The sequence below is a fragment of the Ochrobactrum sp. SSR genome (genome assembly GCF_030067775.1).
In the GTDB taxonomy this organism is placed as follows: Bacteria; Pseudomonadota; Alphaproteobacteria; order Rhizobiales; family Rhizobiaceae; genus Brucella; species Brucella teleogrylli.
The window spans coordinates 1124262-1141960 of sequence record NZ_CP125971.1 but is presented as its reverse complement, the minus strand read 5'-3'; the positions used below and the strand labels follow the sequence as shown (position 1 = coordinate 1141960).

Here is a 17699-nt window from a genome sequence, read left to right as displayed (position 1 = left end):
TTTCGTGAAAATGCTCCGGCTGGCATGATCATTCACAAGGTGATCGCCGAAAAGGCGCACAGGAAGGAATCTGGAATGCGTAACGGAGGCCAGCTTCTCGTCGAAAGCCTCGTCGCTTTGGGAGCAAGAAAATCGTTCGGTGTGCCGGGAGAAAGCTATCTCGCCGTGCTTGACGCATTGCACGATACCAAGGGCGCGCTCGACTTTGTGATGTGCCGCAACGAAGGCGGCGCTTCCTTCATGGCAGCAGCCTGGGGCAAGCTCACCGGCGAACCCGGCCTCTGCTTCGTCACACGCGGCCCCGGCGTCACCAACGCCTCCGTCGGCATTCACACCGCCATGCAGGATTCCGTACCTATGCTGATCTTTGTCGGACAGGTCGGAACCGACATGAAGGGCCGTGAAGCCTTTCAGGAAATCGATTACCGCGCCGTCTTCGGCACCATGGCGAAATGGGCGACCGAGATCGATGATATCGACCGTATTCCCGAAATTCTGGCCCGCGCCTGGACGACGGCGACCACGGGTCGCCCCGGCCCGGTGGTCATCGCCTTGCCGGAAGACATGCTGACCTCTGCAACAGATGCAGCTCCCCTTTCCGGCCCCGCAAAGATCAGCGAAGCCGCACCTTCCGCCGCCGCTCTGGACGACGTGCAGACCTTGCTCGGCGCAGCTAAGCGGCCTGTCATCCTGATGGGCGGCATCAACTGGACTGAGGCCGGGCGCGACGCCCTGCAAAACTTTGCTGAAGCCTCCGACATTCCGGTTGTCGCTGCCTTCCGCTATCAGGACCAGTTCGACAATTTCTCGCCCTCCTTCGTCGGCGAGGCAGGCGTCGGCATGCTGCCGCATGTCAAGGCGCTGATCCGCGATGCCGACCTGATCCTCGCGATCAATGTCCGCTTCGGTGAAATGACAACGGATGGCTATACTCTGCTTTCCGTGCCGGTCCCGGCGCAGAAGCTCATCCATGTCCACGGTTCGGACCGGGAAATCGGCAAGATCTACCAGCCCACACTCGGCATTCAGGCTGGCCCCAATGCTTTCGCTACCGCCTTGAAGCCGATCAAAGGCGACTGGAATAAGTTGCGGGCGGATGCCCGCGCCGCTTTCGAGGCGAGTTTTTCGGCGCCTTCGCAGCCCTCGCCCGTCGATATGGTGGTAGCGATGGAGCATGTCCGCGATGTGCTGCCCGAAGACGCCATTCTCACCAATGGCGCAGGCAATTTCACCGTCTGGCCCAACAAATTCTTCAAATTCGGCAAGAAGAGCCGCCTGCTCGCGCCGCAATCGGGCGCGATGGGTTACGGTCTTCCAGCAGCGGTCGCCGCGAAGGTGGCCTTTCCGGAGCGCACGGTTGTCTGCTTTGCCGGGGATGGCGATTTTCAGATGAATTGCCAGGAACTGGCGACTGCCAAACAGGCGGGCGCGCAACCCATCGTGCTCATCCTCAATAACGGTATCTATGGCACGATCCGCGCCCATCAGGAGCGGAATTATCCGGGTCGTGTTTCCGGCACCACTATGGACAACCCCGATTTCGTGGCGCTTGCCAAGGCCTATGGCTTTCATGCGGAGCGCGTTGAGCGGACGGAAGACTTCCCTGCCGCTTTTGCCCGCGGCCGCGCATCGCGCAGGGGCGCTGTGCTCGATCTCGACATTTCACCCGAAGCACTGACACCGCGCCAGACGCTCAGCCAGATGCGCGCCGCAGCCCTCGCTAAAGTGCCGGTCTGATTGGATCAGATATGCATTTTAGCTGCTTATTTTAACGCGCATCGTTTCCGAAAACCGTTTCACACTTTTCGGGATGCGCACTAAAAAGGAACCAGCATGAGCCAGACCATCCGCCTTGGCGCTGATATCGGCGGCACCTTCACCGACATCGCGCTCGAATGCAAAGGTGCGCTCTATTCCACGAAGGTTCTGACCAATTACAGCGCGCCCGAACAGGCGATCCTCGACGGCATTGCCATTGTGACCCGCGATGCGGGTATCAGCCCTGCCGATCTCGACATTGTCATTCATGGCACCACGCTGGCCACCAATGCGCTGATTGAGCGGCGCGGCGCGCGCACGGCCTTTGTGACGACGGATGGCTTTCGCGATGTCATCGAGATGCGTACCGAAAGCCGCTTCGAGCAATATGATCTCAATCTGCGCCTGCCAAAGCCGCTGATCCCGCGTGAGGATCGCTTTGCGGTCAAAGGGCGCATCGGCGCGCAGGGGCAGGAACTTCTGGCCCTCGACGAAGAGGCGCTGGAGGCCATTGCCGACACCATTGCCGCAGGTGGTTTCGGCGCGGTGGCCATTGGCTTCATCCACTCCTACATGAATCCGGACCATGAACGCCGCGCCCGCGATATCATCGCGCGCAAGGTTTCGGTTCCGGTCTCCATTTCCTCCGAAGTCTCGCCGCAGATGCGCGAGTTCGAGCGCTTCAACACTGTATGCGCCAATGCCTATGTGCGTCCGCAAATGGCGGATTATCTCTCCCGCTTGCAGGTGCGTCTGGCGGAGATGGGCGCAAAGTGCCCGGTCTTCCTCATCCACTCCGGCGGCGGGCTGATCACCGTCGAGACCGCATCCGAATTTCCGGTGCGTCTCATTGAATCCGGACCGGCAGGCGGCGCGATCTTTGCTGCCGATGTGGCGCAGCGCTTTGGCCTTGACAGAGTGGTGAGCTATGACATGGGTGGCACGACCGCCAAGATTTGCCTGATCGAAGATTTTGCTCCCAAGACTGCCCGCACATTCGAAGTGGCCCGCACCTATCGCTTCTGCAAGGGATCGGGCATGCCGATCTCCATCCCCGTGATCGAGATGATCGAGATCGGCGCTGGCGGCGGCTCTATTGCATGGGTCGACGCCATGGGCCGTATCCAGACCGGCCCGGAATCGGCAGCTTCCGAACCCGGCCCGGCCTCCTACCAGCGCGGCGGCGAACGCCCGGCCATCACCGATGCTGATCTGCTGCTCGGCAAGCTCGACCCGGATAATTTTGCCGGTGGCGCAATCCGCCTATCGGTGGAAAACGCCGCCAAAGCCGTGGCGCGCGATGTGGGAGACAAACTCAACATTGCCGTGGAGCCTGCCGCCTTCGGTATCTGCGAAGTGGTGGACGAAAACATGGCCAATGCCGCCCGCGTTCACGCGGTGGAAAACGGCAAGAACATTTCCGACAATATCATGATCGCCTTTGGCGGCGCGGCACCGCTGCATGCGGCGCGCCTGTGCGAAAAGCTCGGCATCGACCAGTGCCTGATCCCTGCTGGCGCAGGCGTCGGCTCGGCCATCGGCTTCCTCAAGGCACCTTTCGGCTATGAGGCGCTGGCCTCGAAGATCGTGCGCATGTCGGACTTCAAGGCTGCCAGCGTCAACACACTGCTGGACGAGCTGAAGACGACGGCGGAAGGCTTTGTCCGCGCAGGTACGAACGGCAAGGTGCTGCGTGAAATCACCGCCTTCATGCGCTATGTCGGCCAGGGTTGGGAAATCCCGGTGACGCTTCCCGACCGCAGCTTTACCGAAGCCGACGCAGAACTGATCCGCGACAGCTTCCGGCAAAACTATGCCCGTTTCTTCGGTCGTGCCATTGATGGGCTGGATGGTCTCGAAATCGAAATCGTAACCTGGTCGGTCAAGGCGCAGGACGAACGCTCCACGCCCAAACGCCATGCGCTGACCTTCGGTCGCTCGACCATTGAAACGCCGGTTACCCGCGCCGTCTTTGATCCCGCACAGGCCGCCAATCTGACGACCGCCATTGTGGAACGCCACACGCTTGCCCCCGGCGCGCGCGTCAGCGGCCCAGCCGTGATCGTAGAACGGGAAACCTCCACCGTTGTCACCTCGCCCTTCGATGTGGTCATGCAGGATGACGGCGCCCTTCTTCTCCTGCGCAAGGAAACAGCAGCATGAGCGACGCGACACAGGAAATCCGCATGCAGGTCATGTGGAACCGTCTGATCTCGGTTGTCGAGGAACAGGCGCTCACCCTTCTGCGCACGGCCTTCTCTACCTCGGTTCGCGAGGCGGGTGACCTGTCTGCCGGTGTGTTCGACCCTCAGGGCCGCATGCTGGCGCAGGCCGTGACCGGCACGCCCGGCCATGTGAACACCATGGCTGAGGCCGTGCTGCATTTCATGGCCGAAATCCCGCGCGAGGAGATGTATCCCGGCGACACCTATGTCACCAATGATCCATGGAAAGGCACCGGTCATCTGCACGACATCACCATGGTGTCGCCATCCTTCCTCGGCGACAAGCTGGTCGGCTTCTTTGCCTGTACGGCGCATGTGGTCGATGTTGGCGGGCGTGGCTTCGGCGCCGATGGCAAGTCGGTCTATGAAGAGGGCATCCAGATACCGATCATGAAGTTTGCCGAGCGTGGCGCGGTGAACAAGGATCTGGTGCGCATGCTGCGCGCCAATGTGCGCGAGCCCAATCAGGTTGTCGGCGATTTCTATTCGCTCGCGGCCTGTAACGATGTCGGCCATAACCGCCTCATCGACATGATGCAGGAAATCGGTCTGACATCGCTCGACACGCTAGGCGAGTTCATCTTTGCACGCACCCGCGCCGCGACGCTGGAACGCATCCGCGCATTGCCGAAAGGCCAATGGGCGAACGAACTTGTGACCGATGGCTATGACAAGCCGATCAGCCTCGCGGCAAAGGTCGAGATTGAAGGCGATACGGTCAATGTCGATTTTGCGGGCAGCGATGCCGTCAGCCCATGGGGCATCAATGTCCCGATCATCTACACCAAGGCCTATGCCTGCTATGCCCTGAAATGCGTGATCGCGCCGGATATTCCCAACAACTGGGCCTCGCTGGAATTGTTCACGATTTCCTCGCCGGTCAATATCCTCAATGCCGAGCGCCCGGCCCCGGTTTCGCTGCGCCACGTCATCGGCCATATGGTTCCCGACCTCGTTCTCGGCGCGCTGGCCAAGGCCCTGCCCGGCCAGATTCTGGCCGAAGGCGCTGCCGCATTGTGGAATATCCACATTTCGGCGCGTCCCGTGGCGGGTCAAGCCGGACGCAAGGCCGAAATCCTGATGTTCAACTCCGGCGGTATGGGCGCACGTCCCGAACTTGACGGCCTGTCGGCGACCGCTTTCCCGTCCGGCGTGATGACCATGCCGATCGAGGCGACCGAGCATACCGGCCCGATTGTCGTCTGGCGCAAGGAACTGCGTCCTGACTCCGGTGGTGACGGCGAATATCGCGGCGGCCTCGGTCAGACGATTGAAATCGGAGCCATTCCCGGCCACGAGTTCGATTTTTCGGCGATGTTCGACCGCGTTCACCATCGCGCCAGAGGCCGCAATGGCGGCGGCGAAGGCGCGCCGGGAGTGGTGGCGCTGGATGACGGCACCAAGCTGAAGCCGAAAGGCTGGCAGCATGTCCCGTCAGGCCACAGGCTGGTGCTGCAACTGCCGGGCGGCGGCGGTTATGGCGAGCCGCAGAACCGCGACCCGCAAGCCCGCGCCGAAGATATTTCGAAGGGCTATGTGTCGGCCAAGTAAATAAAATGAAGCATCGGCCCGAAATCAGTTCTGAGCTTCGGGCCGATGACATAGAAAATAGCGTTTCCGGCAAAACCGCGAAGCGATTTGGCACAGGAAAAGCGAATAGATGACCAGCCGGCATTCGTGATGGAGTGATATGAGCGAGCGGACAATCAGACTGCCCCCTCTCAACGCGCTGCGTGTGTTTCACGCGGTAATGCGCCACCGCAGTTTTCGCAGCGCCGCCGACGACCTTCTGGTCAGCCCGCAAGCCGTCAGCCAGCAGATCAAGCAGCTTGAAGAAACGACCGGTGTCCAGCTCTTTGAGCGGAAAGGACGCACGGTCGAACCGACCGAGAATGCCATTCTGCTCGGTCATTATGTCCAGTCCGGCTTTGCCGAATTTGCCGAGGGTATCCGCCGCATCAGCAAGACCGGCCAGCGCGACCGGATCAACATCAATGCCAGCCCCTATTTTGCGACACGCTATCTGCTCGAAAAGCTGGGCGGCTTTCGCGACATTGTGCCGGGCGCCGATCTTCGCCTGACAACCATGGTGGAGCTGCCGGATTTTGCCCGCGACGATGTGGATGTCGCCATACAATGGGGTTTTGGAGGCGATGTTCAGGGGAGCTGGAAAAACTATGAGACCCGGCCGCTGACCCGCGACGTAAAGGTGATCTGCTGCACGCCCGATCTGGCGCGCCAGATCGCGTCACCCGCCGATCTTCTCCCTATGACGCTGCTGCATCCCGTGCTTTCGGGCAACCTGTGGGCCGATGTTCTGGATCATATGGGCGTCGCGTTCGATCCGGCGGCAAGCAATATGCGCCTTCAGGACGCCGCCACCATGCGCCGCGCGACCGTGGCGGGCTTAGGCGTCGGGCTCCTCTCCATCGCTGACGCGGAGGAAGACCTCAAGCTTGGGCGTCTCGTCGCGCCTTTCGGGCGCGAGATCATGACCACCATGCCGGAAGCAAAAGTGCCGTGCTTTTATCTTGTCTTCCCGAAAGCGCATCTGCGGGTCCCCGCCATCGCAGCTTTCTGCAAATGGCTCGAAAAACATCCCTGGCGCGCCGAGAGGCTCGATACTGCGGCAATAACAGACAGTTAACCTCTTGATCTGATTGCCAGTCATAATCTGTCGACCACGATCAGGGCCTCGCGCGAACAAGAACATTAGCGGGTGCGTCGGCCTAGGCAAAAAATTGATTCTTATATGATGAGTGGTAAGTGCTACGCTTCGTACACTTTTGCATTGGCTCAATTCAGCACAACTGGTGGCCCTACTTTATTACCCCAGTCGCCTTCGATCTAAAGCAGTGTCATCGTTATCTCTTGCTATTACATGTCACTATAATCCGATGCCAAAGGTTTAATAGAACGATGACACATATTCTCAGAAAGCAGAACGTGGTGGCCATCGCACATGCAGAGACTAACGTGCTCCACGCACGAAGCTTTCACCAAGTGCTTGCGGCAAGCTTGCCTTGCGGCCAGCGATCAACAATACCAACATCACCATGGCAAATGGCAACATCTGGATCACGTCTGTAGGCACATTGACGCCGGCAACCTGTAACGCCGTTGCCATCGATAGGCTGACACCGAACAGTAGTGCGCCGCCCAATACCCACAACGGCCTGCCGCGCGCAAGCATAGCAAGAACGATGGCGATGAAGCCGTTGCCATGGCTCATGAACGGAATGAACACGCCCGCAACTGTGACCGACATGAAGGCTCCGCCAAGACCGGCCAATGCACCGGTTATCAGTACGGCAATACTTCGCGTGCGGACAATATCCACACCGGTTGCATCAAGTGCCGCCGGTTTATCGCCCGCCGCCTGCAGAGCTGTGCCGAGATGCGTCATCCGGTAAATCCAGGCGAAAACCGCGACCAGAATGACCGCCACATAAACAACCGGATTATGGTTGAACAGGATTGGTCCCAGCACGGGAACTTCAGACAGAGGCCAGATCGGCCATTTCGGAGCACCGTCCAGACGTGGGTATGTTTGCGAAAACTGCACGAAATGCAGGAGTGCGGTCAGACCTTGCACAGCGAGCGTCAGGGCAATACCGATGACGATCTGATTGAGGCCGAGCCGCACGCAAAACAGCACCATAAAGGATGCGATGAACGCGCCAGCCGCCATGCCGCCGACGAAGCCGAGCCCCATGCTGCCGGTGGTCCATGCCACCAGAAAACCGGCATAGGCACCGACCAATATCATGCCTTCGAGCCCGATATTCAGGACGCCTGCCTTTTCCGACAATTGCTCGCCAAGCCCTGCTAGCAAAAGTGGTGTACCCGCAGCGATTGCACCTAGGAACAGCGTGATGATGAAACTATCCGTAAAAAGCGCCATGTTTTCTCCTCCTCAGACCTTCGCCCGGTAACGGCGATTCTTGTCAAAATATTCCGCCAGCGCCAAGGTGATCAGCAACAACGCCACGATGACGAGCGAGAAGAAACTTGGGACACCAAGCCGACGCGCTGCACTTTCCCCGCCGATTGTGAGGGCGGAAAACAGGAAGACATAAGCGATGGAGCCAAAGCCGTTGAGCCGCGCGAGGAAAACCAGCGGCACCACCGTTAGGCTGTAGGCCGGGTTCCAGTCCGCGCGGACATTGCCTTGCGTGCCCAGAATATCCACCGCGCCGGACAGCCCGGCAAGGCCTGCCGAAATGGCAAAGACGGCGATGGTCAGCTTCGGAACCGATAGACCGGCATGAACGGCGGCGCGCGGATTGGCCCCGACCAGCCGTAATTTCATGCCAAACGAGGTTTTCGTCATCATCAGATGCATGGCGATGATAACGACGAGGCCGATGATCAGGCCCGATGAAATGGTCGTATCGAACAGCTTCGGCAAGCGCGCATCCACCGGAAGCGTGCGCGTTTGCGGGGTCGTGGTCGCCGGATCGAGAAAAGCGAGCTTCACCAGCACATTGGCCAGCGAAACGCCAAGGAAGCTCATCATCAAAGTAGTGATGATTTCATTGATGCCATGCCACGCCTTCAGCATTGCAGGCAACAGGCCCCAGACCGCCCCAACCGCCAGACCAATTACCAGACCGACAGCAAGGTTGAGCCAGATTGGCAATCCGGCCGTGTGCAAAAGCGGTGTGGTAGCCGCGACAATCACCGCAGCGAACAGAAACTGCCCGTCGCCGCCAAGATTCCAGATGCCAGCACGGAAAGCCACGATCAGGCTTGCCGCGATCAGCAGAAACGGCCCCATACGGGTCAGCGTTGCCGATAGACCGGACGGCGATAAAATCCCCCGCTCGACCACATAGGCATAATAACTTAGCGGATTGACGCCCATGGCGAGCAGGATCAGCCCACCCAGAACAAGGGCCGCGACCAGCGGTCCAACGCTGACGGCAAGGATTCTGCCCCACGCGGAAAAAGACAGACGTGCCATCTGTCCAGCCATCCCAGCCGTGCCGGCTTGCTGATCGCTCATTCTTCTTCTCCGGTACTCATCAGACGGCCGATGGTATCGCGCGCGCCTGCTTCATTCTGGACCGTACCGAGCACTCTGCCCTGGTCGATCACGGCTATTCTGTCGGCAAGCTCCAGAAGCTCGTCCAGATCGGTGGAAATCAGCAACACCGCCTTGCCAGCATCTGCGGCATCACGAATACGCTGGCGGGTGGCCCGAATGTTTTTCACGTCGAGCCCATAGGTCGGCTTTGCAAAAATCACCGCTTCGGCTGCGCCTGTCAGTTCACGCGCCAGCAGAACCTTCTGGATATTGCCGCCCGACAAAGTGCCAACCGGCGTCTGGACATCCGGCGTGCGGATATCGAAATTGCGAACATGTTCGGCAGCCTGAGCGCGGATCTGTTGAGGTTTTTCCAGCCCTTTGCGCCAGAATGGGGCGGCGCCAATGTCTTTCAACAGAAAATTGGTGGCGACCGCGAAAGCGCCCACCGTTCCCTCGCCAAGACGATCATCCGTCACGTAGCGCAAGCCTGCCGTACGGCGCTCACCCACCGAAAGCGCGCCGATTTCAGTCCCGTGCAAGCGAACGCTTCCGACGGACGGCGCTTGGCCTGCAAGCGCTTCCGCGAGTTCTTTCTGGCCATTGCCGTCGATACCGGCAATTCCCAGTACTTCCCGAGCACGGATGGTCAGCGAAACATCGCGAACCGGAATGCGCCCCGCGCTGGAGTTAAGCTTTTCGACCGTCAGTACCGTCGCGCCCAAATCGCGGCTGACACGTGGCGCGGTTTCACCGTCACCCGTGGCGGCATTGCCGAACATGAGCTGGATGATATTGGCTGTGTTTTCTGCATCGGTATGGGATTTCAGCTCTTCCGGTGCGATAGCGCCAGCGTTCTTGCCGAGGCGCAGCACGGAAATCCGGTCGCCATAGGCAAGCGCTTCGTTGAGCTTGTGGGTGATGAATATGACCGCCAGCCCTTCCGCCACGAGCCGCCGCATCAGTTGCCCCAACGACACGGCCTCGTTTGGCGTCAGCATGGCTGTCGCTTCGTCAAGGATCAGGCATCGGCTGCCACGCATCAAGGCACGCAGAATTTCCACCTGCTGCCGTTCGCCCAGCGACAGGCTGGAGACCAGCGCAAACGGATCAACCCGCAATCCCACGCGGCTTGCCGTTTCGTTGATACGCTTCGCAACGCCGCTGCGATCCGGTTTCCGCCACCATGCGCCGCCCAGTGTAAAATTGTCGACGACCGTCAAACTCGGAACCAGCATGGAATGCTGGAAAACAGTACCAATCCCCAGCGACAATGCATGGCGGGGCGATGTGATGTTGACCTGTGCGCCATCCACCTCGATCCAACCATCGTCAGGCTGCTGCAGCCCGGACAGCATGCCGACAAGTGTGGATTTACCCGCACCGTTTTCGCCAAGGAGAACATGAACCTCGCCCGGCCAGATATCTGTGCTGACATTACTATTGGCGACGACACCCGGAAAGCGCTTGGTTATGCCGCGCAGAGCGACAAAGGGCATGCCCGATGCACTGACCGGAGAATTTATCGCGTGTGATGGAAGAGGGACTACTTTTTCTGTTGTCGCCTGCATCAAACTGTCCTTCATGGAAGTCCGCCTCGTCGCGACCGGATGGATCACGACGATGCGCGGAAGCAACGAGACGGGTATTCGAGCGTCGTGCGTCCTTTCGGGCGCACAAAATTCGCTCTCACTGCTTTATCCATGCATCGCTTTTTCAGAAATCGAGCCCGATTTCTGAGCCGATGCTTGAGCAAGCCGGTTACTTGGAAGCGACCGTTTTCACCAACGCATGCACGCTGTCGGCGTCGAACTTCGGCTCAACCTTGATCTCGCCGGAGACAACCTTGGCCTGAAGATCTTCGATCTCCTTCCACACATTGTCCGGGATGTTCTTAGTCTTCAGAAGACGCAGGCTGCCGTCATCCAGTTTGATATTATAGTTATGGCTGCCGTATTTGCCATCTTTCAGGTCCTGAATCATCGCCGCATAAACGGGTTTCAGATCCCAAATGACAGAAGACAGAAGGAAGCCCTTGTCGATCGGGCTCTTGTCGCCGATGACGTCGATGAAATAGGCCTTGCCGCCATCCGTCGCAGGCGTGGTTTCAACGGCCTGCAACATGCCGAAGCTGGAACCGTTGCCCTGTCCGAAGATAACGTCCGCGCCGGAAGCGATAACCGTTTCCGTCACGCGCTTGCCGCCTGCGGCGTCCGCATAGGCAGCTGGTCCAATGACGGCATAACGAACTTCAACCGCCGGGTTTTCAGCCTTCACGCCCTGGGCAAAAGCAACCGACATGTTGTTCCACGATGGCGGCTCACCAGAAACGACGATACCGACGACCTTGGTGCGGCTGACCTTGGCGGCGAGACGACCGGCGAGATAAGCACCGTCGCTACCGGCAGCGGTATAATCGGCCACTTTGCCTGCGGAAAGCTTGTCCGGGCTGTCGACAATCGCGACAGGAACCTTCATTTCCTCGCCGATTTCCGGCCCGGCAGTGTTGTAGCCGGAAGCATGCGCGATCAGCAGACCGGCGCCATCTTCGGCAAGCTCGCGCAGCGTTGGGCGCACGTCGCCATAGCCGAGATTTTCCGCAACCACGACCTTCACACCGGCAGCTTCGCCAGCGGCCTTGGCCGCGGCCACGCCCTGTTGGTTCCAGCCCATGTCGGTTCCCATTTCCGGGGCCAGAATAGCAATTGATTTGATATCTTCCGCCAATGCAGTACTGGCCATCCAGCCGCTTACTGCAAGAGCAAGCACAGCTTTACTTACTGTACTGATTCCCATTTTCTTCATTTTTTCGTTCCCTATTGTAGAATTTTGTTGACTATTTCTTATTCTCCGGTTGAATCTTAAGTACAAACGGGAGAAAATTTTAAAAATGCGAATTCACCTTACCTTTCTTGTTACAACACTTCTTGGATTAAACACCGCGCAGGCCGCCATCGGCGGCCAGTCGCTCGACATTACGGTCGAGAACAGTGGAAAGACTTCACTGGCATGTTCGGCTGCTTTCGCGCACTGGTTCTCCGCCGATCTTGGCGAAGTTGCACCCGGCGCGAGCCGTTCATTCAGCTTTGGTGTCGATGTGAAGACGGGCAATGTCTTCCAGTTGAACTCGGTCGGCGACAAGATGGCCGTGCAGCGCATCTGGTGCGGGCACAAGGGCGATGACTGGGCAACACGCGCCGAAATTCCGATGGAGCGCCGCGCAGGCGTGACGCCGGAACCGGTGCATCTGCGCTGCGAGGCAGGCGTCAAGGCAACCCGATGCGCCGCCCCATAGCGGCGCTCGACCAAGCCCTGGATTAGGCGAATTGCCAATCTGTTACAGCCTCGCATCTGACCCCTCCATTTGGAACGAAGCGGGTCCGAAACGCAGATCACCGAAAGATCTCTGCTGCGCATGAACCTCACCCCGATTGACAGTGCGAGAATACGATAGCATGATCATACCGTAATACAATATTGAAAATCGACTAGCGGTGAATTTGCAGAAATCCTTACATCCATTTGGATATAAAGGGAAATTTCAATAACGCCCGCAGATCAGCGTTCATAAGAGAGAGAAAATGCGCACAGCAATTGTTACCGGAGCGAGCCGCGGATTGGGGAAAGCCTCCGCTATCGGACTGGCAAAAGACGGGTTCGCGCTTGGTCTTTGCGCCCGTGATGCGGCAGCTCTGGAAGAGACTGCGGAGGCTGCACGCGCCGCTGGTGCGCCGGAAGTCGTCGTCATTGCCGCCGATCTTTCACAGCCGGGTGCTGCAGAAAAAGTTGTCGCCGATACGCTCGCCGTCACCGGACTGATCGATGCGCTGATCAACAATGCAGGCGCGACCAAGCGCGGCGACTTTCTGTCGCTCAGCGATGATGACTTTCTGGAGGGCTTTGCGCTCAAGTTTCATGCCACCGTGCGCTTTTGCCGAGCGGCATGGCCGGCCCTTGTCGAGAGCAAAGGCAGCATTGTGAATATATCCGGCGTCGGCGCGCATACGCCCGAGCCAGACTTCACGATTGGCGGCTCGGTCAACTCAGCCCTGATCAACTTTACAAAGGCGATTTCAAAGCGCGCCCAAGGCACCGGCATGCGGATCAATACGCTCTGCCCCGGCCATATCGTGACCGACCGGCTGCTGCGTCGTATCGAAGTGCTGGCGAAGGAACAGAATATTTCTCTGGATGCAGCACGCGATGCGCTGCGTGAAGCGCAAGGAATCCAGCGTTATGGAGAAGCCGATGAAGTTGCCGACGTTGTGCGCTTTCTATGCAGCCCTGCGGCTGCCTATGTGCATGGCACGGTCATCAATGTCGACGGTGGTGCGACGCCGGGAATATGATCCCGGCGCCAAACATCCGGTTTAAGAAGCGCTGGCCTCTTCGGCCAGCCGCTTGCGCAGAATGGCGATTGCGACTTTGCCCGCATTCATGACGTGATAAGCCGCCGCCCTGCGGGCTTCCTTGCCGCGTCTGGCTGCCAGATGGCCAACGACCTCTTCCAGCTCGGTGAGGCTTTCGCGCGTTCTACCCGGCGCGCCGAGCGAAGTTGCGCGGAGAACCATGACGCGAGCGTTCAATGACGACAGCGTATGGCCCAGCGCCTCATTATGGGCACCGTAGATCAGGCAGTCGTAGAACGCGTTCTTGGCCGTCAGCCGCTCCAGAGGATCGGTGATCTTATCGCTGTTCTTCAGCACTTCGAATGCTGCCTTCAGAGCTGCAATGTCATCATCGGTCGCATTTTGGGCGAACAGTTCGCAGGCAAGACCTTCCAGTTCGATACGCACCTGATAGATGCCCTCGGCCTGTTCAGGCTTCAGCCGCGCGACGATGGGACCGCGATGCGGCACCACTTCCACAAGGCCTTCACTCTCCAGCTGACGCAGCGCTTCGCGCACAGCCGTGCGGCTCACGCCAGTCATTTCACACAAATCACGTTCCGTGATGCGCTGCCCGGCGGTGAAATACCCAATCGCGATAGAGTTACGGATACTTTCTGTAACGCTATGACGGACAGGTGCGGCAGCCTTTATCACTTTGAAATCAATAGGTGGGTTTTTTCCGTTCATCAATATCGCCATAAGTTTGCGCCCCATAAGCGAAAAGCGGGCATATTACCGTATTACTATACGATAACTGCACTTTTTGAAAGCATCCCCTTGTTCTCTCTGCCCGTTTTAGGTGCAGAACGTTAAGCGGGTGCCTCTTCAATCACCGCCATCGCCGCTGCAACACCTGCGCCAACGTCGATATTTGGCACACCTGCCGCCTTGAGACCGCTTGCAATGGCGGCAACCGAGACGAGCGAATATGTCGGACGTGCTGTCGGCCCCATATGTCCGATGCGGGTCAGTTTGCCGAGCGTTTCACCGCGCCCAGACGAAAAGACAACTCCATAGCGGTCACGGATCGCCGCCCGCAGTTTGGCTTCATCCACCCCTTCCGGGATCGCCACAGCGGTACAGGTCGGCGACGCGATCTCTTCCCGTGCGGCCCAGAGCTTCAGACCGGCGGCCTGAATGCCTGCGCGGCAGGCCTTGGCAGTCCAGGCATGGCGCGCCCAGACGGCCTGTTCGCCCTCTTCCAGATAGAGGTCGAGCGCCGCATCCAGCCCATTGATTTCGGAAACAGATGGCGTGAAAGGGAAAGGCTTGTGAGCTTCATGGGCACGTTTCCAATCAATGATCGACAGGATGGAAGCCGTCGGCGCATCGGGATTGGACGCGATTTTCTCCCAGGCCGCATCGCTGACATGCAGGAGCGTTAGCCCGGGCGGGCAACCGAGACACTTGTTCGGACCGGTCACGAACATGTCGGCATGCGCCGTTTCAGGCAGCACATCCATGCCGCCGAATGCCGATACGGAATCGACGATGAACAATTTGCCAGCAGCCTGAACGACCGCGCCGATTTCCGCGACAGGATTGACCGTGCCGGATGGCGTATCGTGGTGGCAGATCGACACAATCGCAACATCAGGACGTTTTTTGAGGAAATCAGCCACAGCTTCGGCGGTCAGCACCTCATTATAAAGCACTTCCAGCTCGACCACTTCCTTCGCATAGCGCGCAGCCCAGAAGCCGAAGCCTTTTCCGTAGACGCCCGAAACGAGATTGAGCACCACATCGTTTCTGGCGATCAGCGAAGCGGCAGCCGCTTCCAGCCCAAGAACAGGCTCTCCATGCAGGATAACCGGCGGTGTTTTGGTGTGAAACACGCGCTGCACCTTGGCATTTACAGCCTCGTAGAACGCAAGAAATGCCGGGTCGTAATCATAAAGAACCGGCCGCGACAAGGCCCGCAATACAGCCGGATAGGCATCGACAGGGCCGGTGGTCAGCGTAAAAATCGGGTCGGCAATTTTTCCTGCATTCATTTCGCTCTCCCTTGCTTATGCATTTATCTCGATGCTCTATCTGGCTCGCGCCAGGCTGAGAAATGAGGTGGCGTCGGCGGCATTCTCTATCCCTTCAAGGACAGCGATCAGCGCCTCGTCGTCAATTGCAATTCCGCGCCAGTCGATCTGCGCCTTGAATTTCCGTGCCAGTTCAGCGTTGCTCATTGGATGAGCCAGCCCGCCCTTGGCGCCATCGATCTTGCGCACCAGTTTGCGCCCATCTTCGAGCAGAACGCAAACCTCGACCGCTTCGAAAGAAAACGACGGATCATCGACGAAGGACAGTTTTTCACCCAGCGCCTTCAGTTCAGACTCGGCTACCGCGGCATCGGAGAAAGCCGCCAGATCGGCCTTGCCCCACAGTAAGCTGACCGCAACGGCATGTTGGGCGCTGACTTGCGCCAGCCGTCCGGTGGTAACGCCGGGCCTATCCGTGCGCTGGCGCAGCAATGGATGGCCGGTCAGTGTTACAGCGGTAATGGCATCGGCCCGCAGACCGCCCTCAACGTGCAGTTCAAGGCAAGCTTCAATCACCGGATTGAGCACCACACCGCATGGATAGGGCTTGAATGTGTTCTTCAGGATTTCCCAATCGCTGCCAAGTCCGCCGGTCAGCGCATCATAGTCCGGCGTATCGGAATGCAGAGCCAGAAAGCCGCACGCACCCTCCAGCGGCTCCGCCGGGCCGGTATATCCGTCGGCGGCCAGCAAGGCAGACATGAGGCCTGCTCGTGCAGCCTGCCCTACGGAAAGGCTTTTGGACATAGTGCCCAGTGTTTCGACCGATCCGGATGCCTGTGCCAATGCATGACCCAGCGCATCAACGAGTTGCGACGGAGAAAGCCCCAGCAGCCGACCTGCTGCCAATGCGGCACCAAATGCCCCGCAGGTGGAAGTGATGTGCCAGCCGCGTGCATAATGAACCGGATGCAACGCATTGCCCAACCGGCACGTCACTTCCGCACCGAGCACGAAGGCCTCGATCAGCGCGGCGCCAGATACCGGACGCCCTTCCCCGGCCATGGCTTCGGCCAGCGCCAGAATGGCTGGTGCGACAGGTGCCGATGGATGAATGACTGTCGGCACATGCGTGTCGTCAAAGTCGAAAATATTGGCGGAAGCGGCATTGATATAGGCCGCCCAAAGCATGTCGGCACGCTCCGAGCGGCCAATGATGCTCGCTATCGCCGGTCCAGAAAAGGCTGGCAGCATGGCCATCAGCTTTTGTATCGCCGCTTCGTTCGAGCCGCCTATGGCCGTGCCGACCATATTGAGCAATGAGCGCCGCCCGGCAGCGCGCACTGCTTCCGGCAAAACTGTCGGTGCATGGACGAACGCCGCCAGAGTGAGGGTTAAACCTTTCATGTCACGCGCCAGCAGCTTTGCCGCGCACTTCGGCACCCGCCCATTTTTCAAGCGGGCGAATGATTGCGGTCATGTCGGCATCCGCACCGAGATCGGCCTTGGTGATCGAGAAGAGCATGCGCACCGCATTGCCCACCATCATCGGCACACCGAGCCGTTCGGCTTCTTCGAGACATAAACGGATATCCTTGAGCGACAAGCCAATTGCAAAGCCAAAATCGAAACCGCGCGGCAGTACGAAACGCGGTATTTTATCGGCGCTGGCGGAGGTTCGCCCGGAACCGGCATTCAGGACTTCGATCATGACATCGGCATCGAGACCAGCCTTGGCACCCATCACCATGGCTTCGGAGGTGATCGCCAATGCAGCAGCCGAGCAGATATTGTTGATAAGCTTCATCACCTGCGCCTTGCCCGGCTCTTCGGCAACACGGATCACCTTGCCAAGCGCGAGCAGCATCGGCTCCACGACCGAAAAATGCGCCGAAGGTCCCGCAGCCATAAGCGCAAGTGTGCCCTTCTTGGCGCCTGCGACACCGCCCGAAACCGGACTATCGATCAGGGCAATGCCCGCAGCTGACAATATTTCAGCAAGATCCATCTCGGCTTTCGGCCCGGTGGTCGACAAATCGACGACGCGTTTCACGATGCCGGGATTGGCCGCAATGCTGCGCCCGACAGCGATCACCACCTCGGGCGTGGGCAAAGACAGGAAGATCGTCTCTGCGCGAGCGGTCAATTCGCCGATGGTGCCAGCCTCTTCAGCCCCTGCGGCTACCAATGCGGCCACAGCCGCTTCGGCGCGGTCATTCACGGCAAGCTTGTAGCCTGCACCGATGATGCGCTCCGCCATTGGGCGTCCCATATTGCCAAGGCCGACAAAACCGACTTCACTCATTCCACTCTCCTGTTATCG

The 17699-nt window shown here is 59.0% G+C and carries 15 protein-coding genes; 7 read left to right on the top strand and 8 right to left on the bottom strand.

Features of this window, described 5'->3' with window-relative positions; genetic code table 11:
* The first annotated feature begins 75 nt into the window (after positions 1-75).
* The 4 genes from QLQ11_RS22810 (at position 76) to QLQ11_RS22795 (ending at position 6630) form a co-directional block, all read left to right on the top strand.
* Entirely contained in the window at positions 76-1737 is a 1662-nt protein-coding gene (locus QLQ11_RS22810; RefSeq protein WP_121539396.1) for a thiamine pyrophosphate-binding protein, read from the top strand.
* A 96-nt stretch (positions 1738-1833) separates the two neighbouring features.
* Complete coding sequence (locus QLQ11_RS22805) at positions 1834-3921, top strand: hydantoinase/oxoprolinase family protein (protein ID WP_283735354.1); 2088 nt, start codon at positions 1834-1836, stop codon at positions 3919-3921.
* Positions 3918-5534: a hydantoinase B/oxoprolinase family protein gene (locus QLQ11_RS22800; protein ID WP_121539371.1), complete on the top strand. Its 1617-nt coding sequence runs from the start codon at positions 3918-3920 to the stop codon at positions 5532-5534. Before QLQ11_RS22805 ends, QLQ11_RS22800 begins: the two co-directional genes overlap by 4 nt.
* 139 nt (positions 5535-5673) lie before the next feature.
* Positions 5674-6630, top strand: a complete 957-nt coding sequence (locus QLQ11_RS22795) for a LysR substrate-binding domain-containing protein (protein WP_121539372.1) — start codon at positions 5674-5676, stop codon at positions 6628-6630.
* Between the two features lie 324 nt (positions 6631-6954).
* On the opposite strand, the gene QLQ11_RS22790 is transcribed toward QLQ11_RS22795, so the two are convergent.
* Genes QLQ11_RS22790 through QLQ11_RS22780 form a run of 3 tightly spaced genes read right to left on the bottom strand, consistent with a single transcriptional unit; the run spans position 6955 to position 10511 of the window.
* Positions 6955-7887 carry an ABC transporter permease gene (locus QLQ11_RS22790; protein ID WP_121539373.1) on the bottom strand — a complete coding sequence of 311 codons (933 nt, stop codon included), beginning with the start codon at positions 7885-7887 and terminating at the stop codon, positions 6955-6957.
* A 12-nt stretch (positions 7888-7899) separates the two neighbouring features.
* Positions 7900-8991 (bottom strand): ABC transporter permease, encoded by a 1092-nt coding sequence (locus QLQ11_RS22785; RefSeq protein WP_283735355.1) that lies wholly within the window; start codon positions 8989-8991, stop codon positions 7900-7902.
* Positions 8988-10511 (bottom strand): ABC transporter ATP-binding protein, encoded by a 1524-nt coding sequence (locus tag QLQ11_RS22780; RefSeq protein WP_121539375.1) that lies wholly within the window; start codon positions 10509-10511, stop codon positions 8988-8990. Before QLQ11_RS22780 ends, QLQ11_RS22785 begins: the two co-directional genes overlap by 4 nt.
* Between QLQ11_RS22780 and QLQ11_RS22775 the strand changes: the two genes are divergently transcribed.
* Positions 10510-10752 (top strand): hypothetical protein, encoded by a 243-nt coding sequence (locus tag QLQ11_RS22775; protein WP_283735356.1) that lies wholly within the window; start codon positions 10510-10512, stop codon positions 10750-10752. The genes QLQ11_RS22780 and QLQ11_RS22775 overlap by 2 nt on opposite strands.
* A 21-nt stretch (positions 10753-10773) precedes the next feature.
* Here QLQ11_RS22775 and QLQ11_RS22770 read toward each other — a convergent pair whose 3' ends face one another.
* A complete protein-coding gene (locus QLQ11_RS22770; protein WP_121539377.1) occupies positions 10774-11817 on the bottom strand; it encodes a BMP family protein in 1044 nt (347 codons plus the stop codon).
* Between the two features lie 85 nt (positions 11818-11902).
* Here QLQ11_RS22770 and QLQ11_RS22765 point away from each other — a divergent pair, with 85 nt between their 5' ends.
* The gene (locus QLQ11_RS22765; RefSeq protein ID WP_121539378.1) at positions 11903-12307 is read left to right on the top strand and encodes a hypothetical protein; all 405 of its coding nucleotides are present in this window, start codon (positions 11903-11905) and stop codon (positions 12305-12307) included.
* Positions 12308-12593: 286 nt separating this feature from the next.
* Entirely contained in the window at positions 12594-13361 is a 768-nt protein-coding gene (locus QLQ11_RS22760; protein ID WP_283735357.1) for an SDR family oxidoreductase, read from the top strand.
* Between the two features lie 21 nt (positions 13362-13382).
* Here QLQ11_RS22760 and QLQ11_RS22755 read toward each other — a convergent pair whose 3' ends face one another.
* From QLQ11_RS22755 to QLQ11_RS22740, 4 genes are all read right to left on the bottom strand, one after another.
* A complete protein-coding gene (locus tag QLQ11_RS22755; protein WP_209446013.1) occupies positions 13383-14090 on the bottom strand; it encodes a GntR family transcriptional regulator in 708 nt (235 codons plus the stop codon).
* Positions 14091-14212: 122 nt separating this feature from the next.
* On the bottom strand, positions 14213-15397 hold the full coding sequence (gene ppaT / locus QLQ11_RS22750; protein ID WP_283735358.1) for a pyridoxamine--pyruvate transaminase: 1185 nt from the start codon (positions 15395-15397) through the stop codon (positions 14213-14215).
* A gap of 36 nt (positions 15398-15433) precedes the next feature.
* Positions 15434-16783, bottom strand: coding sequence for an MmgE/PrpD family protein (locus QLQ11_RS22745; RefSeq protein WP_283735359.1), 1350 nt, complete (start codon positions 16781-16783; stop codon positions 15434-15436).
* Position 16784: 1 nt separating this feature from the next.
* Positions 16785-17681: an NAD(P)-dependent oxidoreductase gene (locus QLQ11_RS22740; RefSeq protein WP_283735360.1), complete on the bottom strand. Its 897-nt coding sequence runs from the start codon at positions 17679-17681 to the stop codon at positions 16785-16787.
* Positions 17682-17699 lie beyond the last annotated feature (18 nt).